Genomic DNA, 16,489 nt, shown 5'->3' on the forward strand with positions numbered 1-16,489 from the left:
AAATTGGCATTGAACATAGTGCACGCTGTTGAGTTCTCAAGAATCGGACACATCCCGCCTCCACACCAGAACGGTGCTTCACAACGAAAGTGATCGAAGATATTGTTGCTTGCGTCATACGCGTCTTCTCGGTAGACTAGGAGAAGTTTCTTTCTCCCTGTCGCCGTGGCAACTTGTATAACTTAGCACATCCGCAGGCCGTGTCAAATCCGGCTTCTTCGCGATGCCGTCACGCTCATAGGCGCTCCGACGTTGCTCGGTTCAGGACCTGAGTCCTGCGCCGGGCGGCGAAGTTGCTGGATCCGAGGAATCCTGCGAAGGCTTTACATCCGTGCGGCAGACCTGCTCCGAAAAGCTGTCTTGCCGAGTGGATGGTCCCGATTGAGGCCGGGACGTAGGAGCTGCTGCTCTTTCCGTTTCCCTGCGGCCTTTGTGGCGACTCGGAATAAGCTACGCAGCGATCGCGGTGCTGTCAAACGACGGGCCGAAATCGCACATCCCGGGCGTGTCGGGATCAGGGGTCCTCCCCGTCGGCGCCCGGTTCCGCGGGCGGATCCGGGGTCCGAGCCGGCTGCATCGGACCGAGGCGGGCACCCGCGCGCGCGGGATCCGACTCCACCGAGTGGAAGGACCCTCCCCGGTAACGACGAGGAGCGCGCGACCCGGATCGCTCCGGTACCGCGCGCTCCTCGAGGGGATGCCGGGACTACGCCCCGATGCCGACCGCCTCGGGGGAGACGTCCGCATCGGGAGCCGAGGGCTCGAGCGCCTCGGCGACGCGCTGCGAGAGCGACGAGTCGACGTTCGCCCAGTACTGGAGCACGCGCTGCCGCAGCTCCGGACGGGTGACCTTCGACACGTGGCCGGCGATGTTCGCGACCAGGCGGGCGCGCGCGTCGTCGTCGAGGACCTCGCGGTAGAGCGTCCCCGCCTGACCGAAGTCGTCGTCCTCCGGGTGGAGGGTCGCCGCGGCGCGCGTCAGCTCGCCGTCGGTCTCCCAGCCGGCCGACTCCGCCGCCCGGGCGGGATCGGCGTGGGCGCCGCCCATCGTGTTCGGCGCGTAGACGGGCACCTCGGACTTCTGGAAGTCGAACCGCATGGGGCCGTCCTTCGAGTACGAGTGCACGGGCGACTTCGGCGCGTTCACCGGCAGCTGCGCGTGGTTGGTCCCCACGCGGTAGCGGTGCGCGTCGGCGTAGCTGAAGATGCGCGCGAGGAGCATCTTGTCGGGGCTGGCCGCGATCCCGGGCACGAAGTTCGAGGGGGCGAACGCCGCCTGCTCGATCTGCGCGAAGTAGTTCTCGGGGTTCCTGTCGAGCGTCATGGTGCCGACCTGGATCAGCGGGTAGTCCGAGTGGGGCCAGACCTTGGTGAGGTCGAACGGGTTGAACCGGTAGCTCTTCGCGTCCTCGTACGGCATGACCTGCACGGACAGCGTCCACGAGGGGAAGTCGCCGCGGTCGATGGCGGAGGACAGGTCGCGGATGTGGAAGTCCGCGTCCTCACCGGCGATCTGGTCGGCCTGCTCCTGGCTCAGGATCTCGACGCCCTGATCGGTCTTGAAGTGGTACTTGACCCAGAAGCGCTCGCCGGCGGCGTTGATCCACTGGTAGGTGTGCGAGCCGAAGCCGTCCATGTGCCGCCACGAGGAGGGGAGGCCGCGGTCGCCCATGAGCCATGTGACCTGGTGGGCCGACTCGGGCGAGAGGGTCCAGAAGTCCCACTGCATGTCGTGGTCGCGCAGGTGGCTGCCGGGCAGGCGCTTCTGCGAGCGGATGAAGTCGGGGAACTTGATGCCGTCGCGGATGAAGAAGACGGGGGTGTTGTTGCCGACGAGGTCGTAGTTGCCCTCGCTCGTGTAGAACTTCAGCGCGAAGCCGCGGGGGTCGCGCCAGGTGTCGGGCGAGCCCTGCTCGCCGGCGACCGTGGAGAACCGCGCGAGCATCTCGGTCTCGACTCCGGGCTGGAAGAGCGCGGCACGCGTGTAGGCGCTGACGTCGGCGGTGGTGGTGAAGCGTCCGAAGGCTCCGCCGCCCTTGGCGTGGACGACCCGCTCCGGGATGCGCTCGCGGTTGAACTGGGCCAGCTTCTCGACGAGGTAGTGGTCGTGGAGCGCGAGGGGTCCGTCGGCTCCGACGCTCAGCGAGTGGTCGTCGCTCGCGACCGGTGCTCCGGAGTTCGTGGTGGTGAATCGTTCCTCGGTCATGTTCCTCCTGTCGGCGAGGGGCACGGGGCCCGCCGCTGCGGTGTAGCGGATGTCGGTCAGTGGGCCAGGGCCAGGCAGTCGGGGCAGGTGCCCCAGAACGTGACGTCGGCGGTGTCCACGGCGAAGCCGCTCGCGGTCTGCGGATGCAGGCACGGCGCCTCCCCGACGACGCAGTCGACGTCGGCCACGGCCCCGCAGCGCCGGCACACCACGTGGTGGTGGTTGTCGCCGACCCGCAGCTCGAACCGGCGGGGATGGCCCTCCGGCTCGATGCGGCGGACGATCCCGGCGTCGGTGAACGCCGAGAGCACTCCGTAGACGGCCTGGGCCGAAGCCTCGGGGAGGCCCTCGCGCACTCGGGCCAGGACCGCGTCGACCCCGGAGTGCGGGTGCTCCTCGAGAGCGAGGAGCACCGCGCGCCGGGTGGCGGTGACCTTGAGCCCGGAGGCTCGGAGCCGCTCGTCCACTGTCGTCATGCCGAGGACACTACCCGAGTTGTCTTGAGCGGATCAAAACAACGGGCGGCGTGGCGCGCTCGCCCGGGTGAACGGCCGGGAACGCTCCGGCGGCCACGCGGAGGCTCCGATCAGGCGACCGGACCCTCGACCAGCACGACCTGGGCGGAGCGGGCGGCGCCCGCGGAGTCGGTCCACGAGATCGTCACCGACTCCCCGGGCTCGCGCTGCGCGAGCGAGGCGGACAGCTGATCGGCCGAGGCGACGGCGACCCCGTCGACCGCGGTGACGACGTCCCCCGCCTCGAGGCCCGCCTGCGCGGCCGGCCCGCCCTCGACGACTCCGCCGATCACGGCGCCGGACGCGGTGGTCGCGAGCGCGCGCGAAGTCGGAGACGCGGTGCCGGAGGAGAGGGAGACGCCGAGGAAGGCCGGATAGCCGATCTCGACGGTGGCCGTGTCGGCGCCCGCCTCGATGGTGGCCACGATGTCCAGGGCCTTCGAGATCGGGATCGCGAAGCCGGTGATGTCGGCCGTTCCGCTGGAGGCGGCGGTGTCCATCCCCACGACGCGGCCGGCGGAGTCGACGAGCGGGCCGCCGGAGTCGCCGGAGACGATGTCTGCGTCCGTCTGGATCAGCCCGGTCAGCGTCTCGGCGGAGATCCCCGACTCGGAGCGGGTGGTGATCTGCTGATCGAGACCGGTGACCGTGCCGGTGGCGGCGACCAGGTCGCCCGTCCCTCCCGCGTTGCCGACGGCGGTCACGGTGTCGCCCACAGCGACCCCGTCCGTGTCGAGCGAGGCGGGGGTGAGGCCGGAGGCGTCCTCCAGCTGCAGGACGGCGACGTCGTTCGTCGCGTCGGTGCCGACGACGCGGGCGGTGTAGCTGCGGCCCGTCGACTCCACCGTGACCGAGATCGCGGTGGCGCCCTCGACGACGTGGTTGTTGGTGAGGATCATGCCGTCGGAGGTGAGGATCATGCCGGTGCCGGCCGAGCGGGCGCCCTGGTAGGTGAGCTCGGAGGTGATCGTGACCACGCCGGCGGTCTGCGCGGTGCTCGCGGCCACGGCGTCGGTCGCGCCGGTGGCCGGCTCGGAGGCGGAGGAGCCGCCCTGCGTCGATCCGCCCCAGGAGGGGACGATCACGTACCCGCCGCCGAAGGATCCCCGCGAGCCGCCGGGGTAGACGATCGTAGCGGCGCCGGCCGAGGCGGAGGAGGCCGCCTCGGTGCGGCCGGCGGTGGCGACTCCGCCTGCTGTCACTCCGATCAGCACGGCGAGGCCGAGGCCGCCGGCGATCAGCGCCCGACGACGACGACGACGGTCGTCCGCGCGCAGCGCGCGCACCTCGTCGGCGCCCGTCGCCTCGGTGGTGGCGGGCTGGTCGGTGAGCTCTCGCTCGTCGGATTCGTGTCGCTCGTTCATGGTGTCGTCCTCGTGCCGGGGCCGCCCCTGACGGCGACCGGTTCCCATTCCACGCCCGGCCTCCCCGCGCCGCCTGGACGATGCTTATGCGGTTCCTATGAGCGCTCGCCCGTCTGAATGGTTGTAGCTTCAACCAAAAGCGGGTAGCGTCTCCGCCGTGACCACCTCCTCCCCCGACCTGCTCGCTCCCGACACCGCGATGGGCGCGGTGACCCTCCGCGTCGCCGACCTCGACGGGATGATCGCCTACTACCGCGACGCCGTGACGCTCGAGCTGCTCTCGCACGACGGACCGGTCGCGGTGCTCGGCCGCGGCGGAGTGCCGGCCGTGATCCTCCAGCACGCGCCCGAGCTGGTGCACGCCTCGCCGCGCAGCGCCGGCCTCTTCCACACGGCGATCCTCTTCGAATCGGAGGCGGCGCTCGCCGCGGCCGTGTACAGCGTCGCGACCCGGCACCCCGGCTCCTTCACCGGCAGCTCCGACCACCTGGTCAGCAAGGCCTTCTACTTCGACGACCCCGAGCACAACGGCGTCGAGCTCTACTGGGACCGCGACCGCACGCAGTGGTCGTGGACGCACGGGCGGATCGAGATGAGCACGCTCTTCCTCGACCCGAACGCGTTCCTGCAGGAGCACCTCACCGAGGAGTCGATCGCGCAGCCGCGCCTCGGCGGCGCCTCCGTCGGCCACGTGCACCTGAGCGTGGGCGACGTCGCCACCGCGAAGGAGTTCTACGTCGACCGGCTCGGCTTCGAGACGACGATCGCGTACGGCGGGCAGGCGCTCTTCGTCTCGGCGGGCGGCTACCACCACCACATGGCGATGAACACCTGGAACTCGGCGGGCGCCGGACGCCGGCAGCAGGCCCTCGGCCTCGGACAGGTCGAGATCGTGGTGCCCGGCGCCGACGACCTCGGCGCGCTCGGCGAGCGGCTGGCCCGCTCCGGAGTCGCCACCCGCGACGACGGCCGCACCCTCGCCTTCGAGGACCCCTGGGCGAACGCGATCCGCGTCACGACCTCCTGAGCGCCGCCGACCGCGGGGACCCCCGCGGGTACGATGGTCGCGCGGAAGACCGCACTCCCCCGAGACTCCGGAGAACACGGTGCCCACGATCGTCGTTGAAGTCATGCCCAAGGCCGAGCTGCTCGACCCGCAGGGGAAGGCCGTCGCCGGCGCGCTCGCGCGGCTGGGCCACTCCGCCCTCCACGGCGTGCGGGTGGGCAAGCGCTTCGAGATCACCGTCGACGAGGTGACCGACGAGGTGCGCGCCTCGGTGCAGCGCATCGCCGACGAGATGCTCTCGAACTCGGTGATCGAGGACGTCGTCGGGATCCACTACCCGGCGGAGGCCGCCCGATGAGGATCGGCGTCATCACCTTCCCCGGCTCGCTCGACGACCGCGACGCCCAGCGCGCCGTCCGGTTCGCGGGTGCGGAGCCGGTCGCGCTGTGGCACGGCGACCACGACCTCGACGGCGTCGACGCGATCGTCCTGCCGGGGGGCTTCTCCTACGGCGACTACCTGCGCTGCGGCGCCATCGCCTCCCACTCCCCGATCATGCGCGAGGTCGTCGACGCGGCGAACGCCGGGACCCCGGTCCTCGGCATCTGCAACGGCTTCCAGATGCTCACCGAGGCGCACCTGCTGCCCGGCGGCCTGATCGCGAACGACATCGGATCCTTCGTCTGCCGCGACCAGCGCCTGATGGTCGCGAGCACCGAGACCGCCTGGACGAACGGCTTCGAGCCCGGCCAGGAGATCACGATCCCGCTGAAGAACGGCGAGGGCGGCTACATCGCCTCGGCCGACACGCTGCTCGAGCTCGAGGCGGAGGGACGCGTCGTCGTCCGCTACCTCGGCCACAACCCGAACGGCTCGATGAACGACATCGCCGGCATCAGCAACCGCCGCGGCAACGTGGTGGGGCTCATGCCGCACCCGGAGCACGCCGTCGAGGAGGGCTTCGGGCCCGACACGGCCGCCGCGATGCGCTCGGGTGTGGACGGGCTGACGTTCTTCACGTCGGCGCTGCGCTCGCTGCTCGCCTCCGCCTGACGCATCCGATCCGGCCGGCTCCGCCCGCCCGCGACGCACGAGACCCCCGGTTCCGGCCGGGGGTCTCGTGCGTGATGGGCGATGTTCGCGGCGCCGCTCAGGGCCCGGTCAGGACCTCGGGCTCGGGGGTCATCGAGATGGTGGGGATCGAGGCGGTGATCACGGTGCCGTCGGAGCGGCGGGTGCCCTCGATGTCGGACGTGGTCGGCGCGCCGTGCAGGCGGCGGCCCTGGTGGGTGAGCGGGACGCGCACGGGGCTGCCGGCGGCGACGTGCACGCGCTCGTCGCGGACGGTGATCGCGGCGGAGTCGCCGGTCTCGACCGTCAGCAGGACCTCGGTCTGCGTCACCTCGACGCGCACGCGCGTGCCGTGGAGGGTGATGCGGAAGGCGAGGCGGTCCCAGTCGTCGGGAAGGCGCGGATCGAGCGTGATCCGGCCGCCGTGGTCGCGCATCCCGCCGAAGCCGTAGACGAGGGCGCTCCAGACGCCGCCCGTCGAGGCGACGTGGATGCCGTCCGCGGTGTTGCGGTGCAGGTCGGCGAGGTCGACGAACAGCGCCGACAGGAAGTAGTGGCGGGCCAGGTCGCTGTAGCCGACCTCGGCGGCGATGATCGACTGCACGACGGCCGAGAGGGTCGAGTCGCCGGTGGTCAGCGCGTCGTAGTACTCGAAGTCGGCACGCTTCTGCTCGGCGGTGAACTCGTTGCCCTGCAGCAGCAGCGCGAGCACGACGTCGGCCTGCTTGAGCACCTGGAAGCGGTAGATCACCAGCGGGTGGAAGTGCAGCAGCAGCGGGCGCTTGCTCGCGGGGGTGTTCTCGAGGTCCCACAGCTCCTTCTCGAGGAAGGCCGCGTCCTGCGGGTGGATGCCCGCCCGCGCGTCGAAGGGGATGTGCATCTTCTCGGCGGCGCGCGCCCACTCGAGCACCTCGCCCTCGTCGAGAGCGAGGCGGTCGGCCATCCGCTCGTACGCGGCGGGCTCGACGGCCTTCAGCAGCTCGACGGCGCGGGCGGCCGAGCGGAGGTTCGCCCGGGCCATGACGTTCGTGTACAGGTTGTCGTTGACGACGGTCGTGTACTCGTCCGGCCCCGTCACTCCGTGAATGTGGAAGTGATCGTCGCCGTTGCTGCGCCAGAAGCCCAGATCGGCCCACATCCGCGCGGTCTCGACGAGGATGTCGATCGCTCCGCGGGCGAGGAAGTCGTCGTCGCCCGTGGCGCCCACGTACTGCATGAGCGCGTAGGAGATGTCGGCGTCGATGTGGTACTGAGCGGTGCCGGCGGCGTAGTACGCCGACGACTCCTGACCGTTGATGGTGCGCCAGGGGAAGAGCGCGCCGCGCTGGTTGAGCTCGGAGGCGCGCGCCCGGGCGGCCTCGAGCATGTTCTGCCGGAAGCGCAGGGCGTTCCGGGCGACGAGGGGCGCCGTGTAGCTGAGGAACGGGAGGACGTAGACCTCGGTGTCCCAGAAGTAGTGGCCGCCGTAGCCGGAGCCCGAGACGCCCTTGGCCGCGACTCCGCCGCCGTCGGTGCGGGCGGTGGACTGGGCGAGCTGGAAGAGGTTCCAGCGGGTGGCCTGCTGGATCGCGGGCTGGCCGTCCAGCTGCACGTCGGAGCGGGTCCAGAAGTCGTCCAGCCACTCGCGCTGCTTGACGAACTGCTCCTCGACCGGCGTCTCGCGGGCGCGGTCGAGCGTGCGGTCGCAGCGGTCGGCGAGCTCGCGCACGGGCACGCCGCGGGAGGTGTGGTAGGTCAGCGTCTTGACCAGGCGGACCGGCCGGCCGGCCTTGGCCTTCACGCGGTAGACGTGCTTGGCGAGGTCGTCGTCGATCTGGGAGGTCTGGTCCCACTCGTTCTCGGTCTCGAGCTGGTGCTCGGCGCCGCAGGCGACGGTCATCTGGGAGTTGGTGGTCCGGTAGCCGAGGAGGTAGCGGGTGCCGCTGACGCGCTTGAGGCGCGGCTGGAGCACGCGGTCCTCGAACGACTCCGCCTTGCGCGGGTCGAAGCCGGCGCCCTCGCTGCCGGAGGGGGCGTGGTACTCGTCCACGCCGTCCTGGCGGTTGAGGATCTGGCTCGAGATCAGCACGGACGCGTCGTGGTCGAGCATCTCGACCTCGTAGTCGAGGATCGCGAGGTGCCGGTCGGTGAACGAGACCAGGCGGCGCGAGCGGATCAGGACGCGCTTGCCGGAGGGGGTGCGCCACTCCAGCTCGCGGGTGAGCACGCCGTTCGCGAAGTCGAGGCGGCGCGAGTAGGCGAGGACGTCGGCCTCGCTCAGCACGAAGGGCTCGTCGTCGACGTAGAGGCGGATGATCTTGGCATCCGGCACGTTGACGATGGTCTGGCCGACGCGGGCGAAGCCGAACGCCTCCTCCGCGTGGCGGATGGGCCAGGTCTCGTGGAACCCGTTGATGAAGGTGCCGTAGGCGTAGCCGTCGCGCCCCTCCTCCACGTTGCCGCGGAGGCCGAGGTAGCCGTTGCCGGTGGCGAAGAGCGTCTCGGTGCGGCCCTGCAGCTCGGAGGCGAACTCGGTCTCGACGAGGGCCCACTCGTCGATCGGGAAGCGGTTCCGGTCGAGCGGGTCGGAGGTGATGGGGTTCATGCGGCGTCCTCGGGGGCGGGAGCGGTGGGGAGGAAGGGGAGCAGCTCGGCCAGGTCGTCCACGACCAGGTCGGCGCCGTGCTCGAGCAGGGTGTCGGCCCCGACTCCGCGGTCGACGCCGACGACGAGGCCGAAGCCGCCCGCGCGGCCTGCCGCGACTCCGGAGTGCGCGTCCTCGAGGACGGCGCACTCGGCGGCCGGGAGGCCGAGGAGCTCGGCCGCGTAGAGGTAGGTGTCGGGCGCGGGCTTGCCGGCGATCGAGCGCTCGGCGGCGAGGAGCCCGTCCACGACGACCTCGAAGCGGTCGCGGAGGCCGGCCGCCTCGAGCACCGGCACGCCGTTGCGGGAGGAGGTGACGACGGCGACCTGCACGCCCGCGGCGATCGCGGCGTCGACGAAGCGGAGCGAGCCCGGGTAGGGAGCGACGCCGGTCTCGGCGAGGGTGCGGTTGAAGGCGTCGTTCTTGCGGTTGCCGAGCCCGCAGACGGTCTCGAGCGACGGGTCGTCCTCGGGCGCGCCCTCGGGGAGGGTGATGCCGCGCGAGGCGAGGAGCGCCCGGACGCCGTCGTACCGCGGGCGTCCGTCGATGTACCGGAAGTAGTCGGCGTCGGTGTAGCCCTCGGCGATCCCGCGCGAGGAGAGGTACTCCGTGAACAGCCGCGACCAGGCCTGCATGTGGACGTCGGCGGTCGGCGTGAGCACGCCGTCGAGGTCGAACAGGAGCGCGCGGACGCCGCGGAGGGCGGAGGCGTCGGGGCGCGTCGGGGATGCAGTCACGGCGGGGAGGACCTCTGATCGGGGGCAGGCGTTCGGCGGTTCCGCCGATGACGGTCGTCCGCCGCGGACTGCAGGTATCGTATACGCCCCCCGGCCGCCGTGTGGAACCGTTTACACGTCCGTCATCTGCGCGCCGCCGGGGGCGTCGATCCGCTCGGGGGCGAGGCGGTGCCGCCCGAGGGGGAGCATGAGCGGAGTGCCCGAGGTCGGGTCGGTGATGATGCGGCTGTCGAGGCCGAACACGGCGAGCACCGTCTCCTCGGTGAGCACCGCGGCCGGGCTGCCGGAGGCGTGCACCGCGCCGTGCGCGATCGCCACGAGGTGGTCGGCGTAGCGGGCGGCCATGTTGAGGTCGTGCAGGACCATCACCACCGTCGTCCCGCGGGTGCGGTTGAGGTCGACGAGCAGGTCGAGCACCTCGATCTGGTGGCTGACGTCGAGGAAGGTGGTCGGCTCGTCCAGCAGCAGCACGTCGGTCTCCTGCGCGAGGGCCATCGCGATCCAGACGCGCTGGCGCTGCCCGCCGCTGAGCTCGTCGACGGAGCGGTCGGCCAGGGCGGCGGTGTCGGTCGCGTCGAGCGCGGTCGCGACGGCCTCGTCGTCGTAGACGCTCCAGCGGCTCAGCATCCCCTGGTGCGGATGGCGGCCGCGGCCGACGAGATCCGCGACGGTGATGCCCTCCGGGGCGATCGGCGACTGCGGGAGGAGGCCGAGCGTGCGGGCGAGCTGCTTCGCCGGCGTCCGGTGCACGGCCCTGCCGTCGAGCAGCACGGCGCCGGAGCGGGGCGCGAGCAGGCGCGACATCGAGCGCAGGAGCGTCGACTTGCCGCAGGCGTTCGCTCCGACGATCGCGGTGATGCGGCCGGGCGGGACGACGAGGTCGAGGCCGTCGACGACGGTCCGGTCGCCGTAGCCGAGGGTGACCCCCTCGGCCGTCAGGGTGTGCGCGGTGGTCACAGTGAGCCTCCCGCTCTGTTGCTGCGGACGATGAGGTAGACGAGGTAGGGCGCCCCGAGGACGCCGGTGACCACTCCGACCGGGTAGCGCAGGCCCAGCCCGAACTGCCCGACGAAGTCGGCGACGAGCACGAGCAGCGCGCCGACGAGGGCCGAGGGGATGAGGAGCGACGCGCCGGGCCCGATCAGGCGGGCGGCGATCGGGCCGGAGAGGAAGGCCACGAACGCGATCGGGCCGGCGGCGGCCGTCGCGAAGGCGATCAGCCCGACCGCGGCGACGATCACGACGAGGCGGGTGGCGTTCACGCGGATGCCGAGCGCGGAGGCGGTGTCGTCGCCGAGCTGCGTGGCGGAGAGGTCGCGCGAGCGCGAGAGCAGGACGGGGGTGAGGACGACGACCGCGGCGAGGACCGGCACGACCTCGCTCCAGCTCGCGCCGTTGAGGCTCCCGGTGAGCCAGCGGGACGCCTCCTGCAGGTCCCACGCGGCGGCCTGCGAGAGCACGTAGGCGGTGAGGGAGTCGAGCATGGCGGCGACCCCGATGCCGATCAGGATCAGCCGGGTGCCGGCGACTCCGCTGCGGTAGGACAGGGCGTAGACGAGCAGGGCGACCACGAGTCCCGCGACGATCGCGAGGGCCGAGACCTGCGCGGCCCCGAGCGAGAGCGTCACGATCGCGAAGGCCGCGGCGGCGCTCGCCCCGGCGCTGATCCCGATGATGTCGGGGCTGGCGAGCGGGTTGCGGAGCATGGTCTGGAAGCTCACTCCGCCGAGCCCGAAGCACAGGCCCACCAGCAGGGCGAGGACGGCGCGCGGGAGGCGGAGGCGCCTGACGGTGAAGCTCGCCCCGGGGACCTGCTCGCCGAGGATCACGCGGAGCACCTCGTCGGGCGAGTAGACGGTCTGGCCGACCAGCAGGGAGACGGCGAGGACGGCCGCGATCAGGACAGCGAGCACGGCGACGACGATCCGGCGGCGGGCCCCGCGGCGGCGGCGGCCGGCCGCGACGGCGCGGGCGGTGGCGGAGGGCGCCTCGACCAGCGCGGTCACAGCTCGCGCACCTTCTGGCGGCGGACGATCGCGATGAACACCGGGGCGCCGACCAGCGCGGTGACGATGCCCACATCGATCTCGCTCGGGCGCGCGACGACGCGGCCGACGATGTCGGCGGCGATCAGGAGCACGGCGCCGGTCACCGCCGAGAACGGCAGCAGCCAGCGGTGGTCGACGCCGACGAGGAGGCGGCAGGCGTGCGGGACGACCAGGCCGACGAAGCCGATGGGCCCCGTGACCGCGGTCGTCGCTCCGCAGAGCACGACCGCGCCCAGGGCGGCCCCGCCGCGCGCGAGGGCGACCCGCTCCCCCAGGCCCGCGGCGAGCTCGTCGCCGAGCGCGAGGGTGTTGAGGCTCTTGGCCGAGAGAACGCAGAGGACGAGGCCGGCCAGGAGGAAGGGGAGCACCTGCGCGATGCTCGCGGACGTGGCGCCGCCCACTCCGCCGATCTGCCAGGAGCGGATGCCGCCCGCGACGTCGGCGCGCGGCAGGACGATCGCGCTGATCACCGAGACCAGCGCGGCCGAGGTGGCGGCCCCGGCCAGGGCGAGCTTGAGCGGAGTCGCGCCGCCGCGCCCGAGCGACCCGACCGTGTAGACGAAGACCGCGGCGACCGCGGCCCCGCCGATCGCGACCCAGACGTAGGCGGCGGAGCTCGTCAGCCCGAAGAAGACGATGCCCGTCACGACCGCGAGCGAGGCTCCGGTGGTCACCCCGAGGATGCCGGGGTCGGCCAGCGGATTGCGGGTCACCCCCTGCATCAGCACGCCGGCGACGCCGAGGGCCGCGCCCGCGATCGCGGCGAGCACGGTGCGCGGGATGCGCTTGGCGACCGCGGCCTGCGCGAACCCGTCCGTGGACCCGCCGAACGCGGCGACCACGTCGCTCCACGCCACCTCCCGCGACCCCACCAGCACCGAGACCACGGCGGCGGCGAGCAGCACGGCCACGGCCGCGACCAGCCAGAGGGCGCGCAGCCGCCTCGGGCGGCGCACGGCGGCGACGCCCGAGGCGGCGGGAGGAGCGGCGAGGGTCACGCGGGTCGGATCCCGGCTCAGGCGGCCGGAGTGCTCTGCGCGGCCTTGGCGGCGGCCTCGTCGAGCAGGTCCAGGTAGTCGTCGAGGACCCACGAGATCGAGAGCGGCGTCGGGTTGGCGGCGGTGCCGAGCGGGGTGGAGGGCAGGCGCACGATGGCGTCGTCGGCGACCGCGGGGATCTGCGAGAGCAGCGGGTCGGCCTTGAGGGTGCTCACGAGCTCGTCGTCGCCGTAGGTGACGATCACGTCGACGTCGCTGAAGGCGTCGGCCTGCTCGGCGCTCTGCGTGAGCGAGAACTTGTCGGTCGCGGCGGAGGCGGTGGCGATGCTGCCCGGGGTCGCCATGCCGAGGTCCTCGAAGAACGCGGGGCGGGTGTCGTGCGAGGTGTAGAAGCTGACCTGGCTGAGGTCCGTCGGGTCGACGTGGGTGAGGAACATCGCCGAGGTGCCGGCCAGCTGCGGGTGCGCGGCGACCTTCTCCTCGATCTCGCCCTCGAGCTCGGTGATCAGGGCGGCGCCCTCGTCGGCCCTGCCCATCGCCTCGCTGTTCAGCGTGATCATGTCGCGCCAGGAGGTGCCCCAGGCGGTCTCGGGGTAGGCGACGACGGGGGCGATCTCGCTCAGGGTGTCGTAGTCCTCCTGCGTGAGGCCGGAGTAGGCGGCGAGGATGACGTCCGGGTCGGTGTCCGAGACGGCCTCGAAGTCGATGCCGTCGGTCTCGTCGAAGAGGACGGGGGTCTCGGCGCCGAGCTCGTCGAGCTTCTCGCTCACCCAGGGGAGGAGCCCGTCGCCGTCGTCGTCGCCGAAGTTGGCGGCGGCCATGCCTACGGGGACGACACCCAGCGCGAGCGGCACCTCGTGGTTGGCCCAGTTGACGGTCGCCACGCGCTCGGGCGCCGACTCGATGGTGGTGGTGCCGAGAGCGTGCTCGATCGTGATCGGCGTGAAGCCGCTGTCGGCGGCGGCGTCGTCTCCGGCGGCCGAGCCGCTGCAGCCGGCGAGGCCGATCGTCAGCGCGGTGGCGGCGAGCAGGGCGAGGGGCGTGGTGGCGCGGGGCATGGGTCCCTTTCGAGAGGCTGTGCGGGAGGCGGCGCAGGGTCCGAGTGGACCGGCACTAAGGACAGCCTAACCAAAGAATGTGCGTGCTCTCAGCCCCGATTCCTCGCCTCCCGAGGTCGCAGGCGCCCCGAGGTGCCGCTCGCGGAGCCCGGAGACGGCCCTGCCACGGCCGCGGACGTCACGCCGTCGCGAGCCTCTCGACGGTGCGCAGGTTCCGGGTCGTGGTGCTCGAGCGGTAGGCGGAACGGGCGAGGATCCTCGCGACCGGAGTGTCCGTCGAGGAGCCGCGCGGGCAGCGCCAGTAGAGGACACCGGCGCCCCGGGCGACGAGCTCGACCGCCGGATCCGGCTCGCCGATCGCGGCCTGCGCGGCGTCGAGCGCCTCCTCGTCCGAGCCGAAGACGACGTACGGATGCGCCTCCTCGTCGATCCGCGGGAACGGGTAGGCGGCGAGCACCGCGGCGAGCGCCTCCTGCGTCACGAGCACGATCCAGGCGTCGTAGCCGAACCGCTCGGCGAGCGCCGCCTCGAGCGCGGGCTTCAGCTCGGCGGCCGGGCGATCGGAGTCGAAGGCCGCGTTGCCGCTCGCGAGGACCGTCCGCACCCGGTCCACGCCGATCCCGGCGACCGTCTCGGCGAGCTCGGCGCTGCGGACGGTGCGGCCGTTGACGTTCACTCCGCGGAGGAGGGCGAGGAACCGGGTCATGCGGCCGACGGTAGCGTGACGGCATGGCGCGCGGAAGCGGACGACGACGACCCCGGCGGACCCTCGAGGAGGAGATCCTGCGGGCGAGCGAGCGCGGACCCGGGGCGAGGACGCGGGCGGAGACCGTCCCTCCCTCCGGACGCCGGCTGGTGGCGCCGCCCGCCTCGGGCACCCTGCTCCACGTCGACGTGGACGCGCTGGTGGCGCTCGCCGCGCGGGAGGACCTGCTGATCGCGCTGGAGCGGCGGATCGGCGAGCACGCGGTGGCCGCGACTCCGGTGCTCTCGTGGTGGTCGGCGACTCCGTCGGTCCCGGGCGAGGAGGAGGAGCGCCGGCTCGACGCGCTCGTGCTGCGGACGGTGGAGCTCGGGGCGGGGCCGGCCGAGGACGTGGACTCGCGGCTGCGGGAGCTGGCGCACGAGGGCGATCTGGACGAACTGGGCGCCGCGCTGGCGCTGCTCGCGCGGGTCCCGGATCCGCCGGCGGCGTTCCAGGATCCGGACGGGTTCCTGCGCGTGACGGTCCCGGAGTCGCCGTTCGAGCGGCGGCTCGAGGTCCTCGCGGAGGCGCAGGGCCGGGCGGGCGAGCTGCTGGTGCTGCTGCGCGACTGCGCGTTCACCGCGACCCTGCCGCGGCGGCGCTCGGCGATCGCGGCGATGAGCGGGCGGATCCGGGCGGCCGCGGACCCGGGGCGCCTCGACTCCCGGCGGCTGGACGAGCTCGCGGAGGCGGTGGACGCGGCGCTCGAGAAGCGGTGGACCGTGCTCTGACGGCGGTCCGCGTTACGGGCGCGCCCGTCGCGGTGACCGTTCGCGCACCGGTTCAGCCCCCGCGCACCCCGGGTGAATAGGCTGGACGGATGCCTCTCACCGGTCTCGACCTCCGCCGCTTCCCCGCCGCCCTGAACGACGAGGGCGGTCCCGATGCCGCCACCGCCGCGTGGGCCACCGCGATCAACGCGGGCTTCCACGAGAAGGAGTTCACGCCGGAGAAGCTGCGGGACTGGGCCGAGCACATGGTCGCCGATCAGCGCGTGCTCACCGCGGTCGTCGACTCCTCCGCCCCCGAGGGGCTCGACGGCGCGGGCGTGCCGGTCGGCACCTACGCGGCGTTCCCCGGGGCCCTGCAGGTCGGCGGCGGACGCGAGCTGCCGGCGCACCTGGTGTCGCAGGTGACCGTGCGGCCCACGCACCGGCGCCGCGGCATCCTGCGCGCGATGATCACCGAGGACCTGCGCCTGGCGAAGGAGGCCGGCACCCCGGTCGCCGCGCTCACGGCGAGCGAGGCCTCCATCTACCGCCGGTTCGGCTTCGGCCGCTCGGCCTTCACCCGCTCGATCCGCGTCGACACCGGACCGCGCTTCGGCCTGCAGACCGAGCCCGCCGGTCGCGTCGAGGTGGTCGCGACGAGCTGGCTGCAGCCGCGCATCCCCGCGGTGTTCGCCGCGTTCCAGGCGTCGACCCCCGGCTCGCTGACCCGCCAGTCGCGCTACGAGGCGAACTCCGTCGGCACCGCGTCCGGCGAGACCACGCCCGGCCTCGACGTCCGCTCGGCCGTCCACCTCGACGAGGAGGGGACGCTCGACGGCTTCGTGACCTACCGCGCGGTCGGGCCCGAGGACGACAAGACCCTCGAGATCGTCGACCTCGTCGCCCCCGGCGCCGACGCCTACCTCGCGCTCTGGGGCTACCTCGGCGCGGTCGACCTCGCCTCCGCAGTGACCTGGGACATGGCGCCGGTGGACGATCCGCTGACCTGGGCGCTCCGCGACGCGCGCGTGGTGCAGGTGAGCCACGTGGGCGACCTGATCTGGCTGCGGATCCTCGACGTCGCCGCCGCGTTCTCGGCCCGGCCGTGGACCGCTGACGGCTCGGTCGTCGTCGAGGTGGCCGACGGGCTCGGGCTCGCCGACGGCCGCTACCGCCTCACAGCCTCGGGCGGCTCCGCCACCGTGGAGCGCACCGGGGACGAGGCCGAGCTCGCGCTGGACGTGGCCGACCTGGGCTCGCTGCTGCTGGGCTCGGTGCGGCCGTCGATCCTGGCGAAGGCCGGGCTGGCGCGCGTCACGGGCGAGGCGGGGCGGATGGACCGCCTGTTCGCGCCGATCGCGACGCCGTACTGCATCTCGTTCTTCTAGGGGGCACCGCCCTCCCGGCG

General features: G+C 72.6%; 15 protein-coding genes. 5 read left to right on the top strand and 10 right to left on the bottom strand.

The window, feature by feature from the left end; genetic code table 11:
* Positions 1-706: 706 nt before the first annotated feature.
* From C5C30_RS10625 to C5C30_RS10635, 3 genes are all read right to left on the bottom strand, one after another.
* Positions 707-2,206: a catalase gene (locus C5C30_RS10625; RefSeq protein WP_104288375.1), complete on the bottom strand. Its 1,500-nt coding sequence runs from the start codon at positions 2,204-2,206 to the stop codon at positions 707-709.
* A 56-nt stretch (positions 2,207-2,262) separates the two neighbouring features.
* Entirely contained in the window at positions 2,263-2,682 is a 420-nt protein-coding gene (locus C5C30_RS10630; protein WP_104222735.1) for a Fur family transcriptional regulator, read from the bottom strand.
* Between the two features lie 110 nt (positions 2,683-2,792).
* On the bottom strand, positions 2,793-4,085 hold the full coding sequence (locus tag C5C30_RS10635; RefSeq protein WP_219827795.1) for a S1C family serine protease: 1,293 nt from the start codon (positions 4,083-4,085) through the stop codon (positions 2,793-2,795).
* A gap of 199 nt (positions 4,086-4,284) precedes the next feature.
* Here C5C30_RS10635 and C5C30_RS10640 point away from each other — a divergent pair, with 199 nt between their 5' ends.
* The 3 genes from C5C30_RS10640 (at position 4,285) to purQ (ending at position 6,144) form a co-directional block, all read left to right on the top strand.
* Complete coding sequence (locus C5C30_RS10640; protein WP_104239376.1) at positions 4,285-5,112, top strand: VOC family protein; 828 nt, start codon at positions 4,285-4,287, stop codon at positions 5,110-5,112.
* A 79-nt stretch (positions 5,113-5,191) separates the two neighbouring features.
* Positions 5,192-5,449 carry a phosphoribosylformylglycinamidine synthase subunit PurS gene (gene purS, locus C5C30_RS10645; RefSeq protein WP_104222736.1) on the top strand — a complete coding sequence of 86 codons (258 nt, stop codon included), beginning with the start codon at positions 5,192-5,194 and terminating at the stop codon, positions 5,447-5,449.
* On the top strand, positions 5,446-6,144 hold the full coding sequence (gene purQ, locus C5C30_RS10650; RefSeq protein ID WP_104234257.1) for a phosphoribosylformylglycinamidine synthase subunit PurQ: 699 nt from the start codon (positions 5,446-5,448) through the stop codon (positions 6,142-6,144). The genes purS and purQ overlap by 4 nt, the downstream gene beginning before the upstream one ends.
* A gap of 97 nt (positions 6,145-6,241) precedes the next feature.
* Here the strand turns inward: purQ and C5C30_RS10655 are convergent, their stop codons facing one another.
* From C5C30_RS10655 to C5C30_RS10685, 7 genes are all read right to left on the bottom strand, one after another.
* On the bottom strand, positions 6,242-8,746 hold the full coding sequence (locus tag C5C30_RS10655; RefSeq protein WP_104222738.1) for a glycoside hydrolase family 65 protein: 2,505 nt from the start codon (positions 8,744-8,746) through the stop codon (positions 6,242-6,244).
* Positions 8,743-9,522 (bottom strand): HAD family phosphatase, encoded by a 780-nt coding sequence (locus tag C5C30_RS10660; protein WP_104222739.1) that lies wholly within the window; start codon positions 9,520-9,522, stop codon positions 8,743-8,745. Before C5C30_RS10660 ends, C5C30_RS10655 begins: the two co-directional genes overlap by 4 nt.
* Before the next feature lie 111 nt (positions 9,523-9,633).
* Positions 9,634-10,479, bottom strand: coding sequence for an ABC transporter ATP-binding protein (locus C5C30_RS10665; protein WP_104269007.1), 846 nt, complete (start codon positions 10,477-10,479; stop codon positions 9,634-9,636).
* Complete coding sequence (locus C5C30_RS10670; RefSeq protein WP_258065902.1) at positions 10,476-11,528, bottom strand: iron ABC transporter permease; 1,053 nt, start codon at positions 11,526-11,528, stop codon at positions 10,476-10,478. Before C5C30_RS10670 ends, C5C30_RS10665 begins: the two co-directional genes overlap by 4 nt.
* The gene (locus tag C5C30_RS10675) at positions 11,525-12,568 is read right to left on the bottom strand and encodes an iron ABC transporter permease (protein ID WP_104333698.1); all 1,044 of its coding nucleotides are present in this window, start codon (positions 12,566-12,568) and stop codon (positions 11,525-11,527) included. The genes C5C30_RS10670 and C5C30_RS10675 overlap by 4 nt, the downstream gene beginning before the upstream one ends.
* Positions 12,569-12,585: 17 nt before the next feature.
* Positions 12,586-13,626 carry an iron-siderophore ABC transporter substrate-binding protein gene (locus C5C30_RS10680; protein ID WP_104222743.1) on the bottom strand — a complete coding sequence of 347 codons (1,041 nt, stop codon included), beginning with the start codon at positions 13,624-13,626 and terminating at the stop codon, positions 12,586-12,588.
* 178 nt (positions 13,627-13,804) lie between these two features.
* The gene (locus tag C5C30_RS10685) at positions 13,805-14,332 is read right to left on the bottom strand and encodes a DUF1697 domain-containing protein (RefSeq protein WP_104247463.1); all 528 of its coding nucleotides are present in this window, start codon (positions 14,330-14,332) and stop codon (positions 13,805-13,807) included.
* 23 nt (positions 14,333-14,355) lie between these two features.
* Between C5C30_RS10685 and C5C30_RS10690 the strand changes: the two genes are divergently transcribed.
* Both C5C30_RS10690 and C5C30_RS10695 read left to right on the top strand, forming a co-directional pair.
* On the top strand, positions 14,356-15,102 hold the full coding sequence (locus C5C30_RS10690; RefSeq protein ID WP_104333699.1) for a DUF2254 family protein: 747 nt from the start codon (positions 14,356-14,358) through the stop codon (positions 15,100-15,102).
* Between the two features lie 89 nt (positions 15,103-15,191).
* Entirely contained in the window at positions 15,192-16,469 is a 1,278-nt protein-coding gene (locus C5C30_RS10695) for a GNAT family N-acetyltransferase (protein ID WP_104222746.1), read from the top strand.
* The last annotated feature ends 20 nt before the right edge of the window (positions 16,470-16,489 follow it).

Source organism: Rathayibacter sp. AY2B5, from assembly GCF_002931645.1.
GTDB lineage: Bacteria > Actinomycetota > Actinomycetes > Actinomycetales > Microbacteriaceae > Rathayibacter.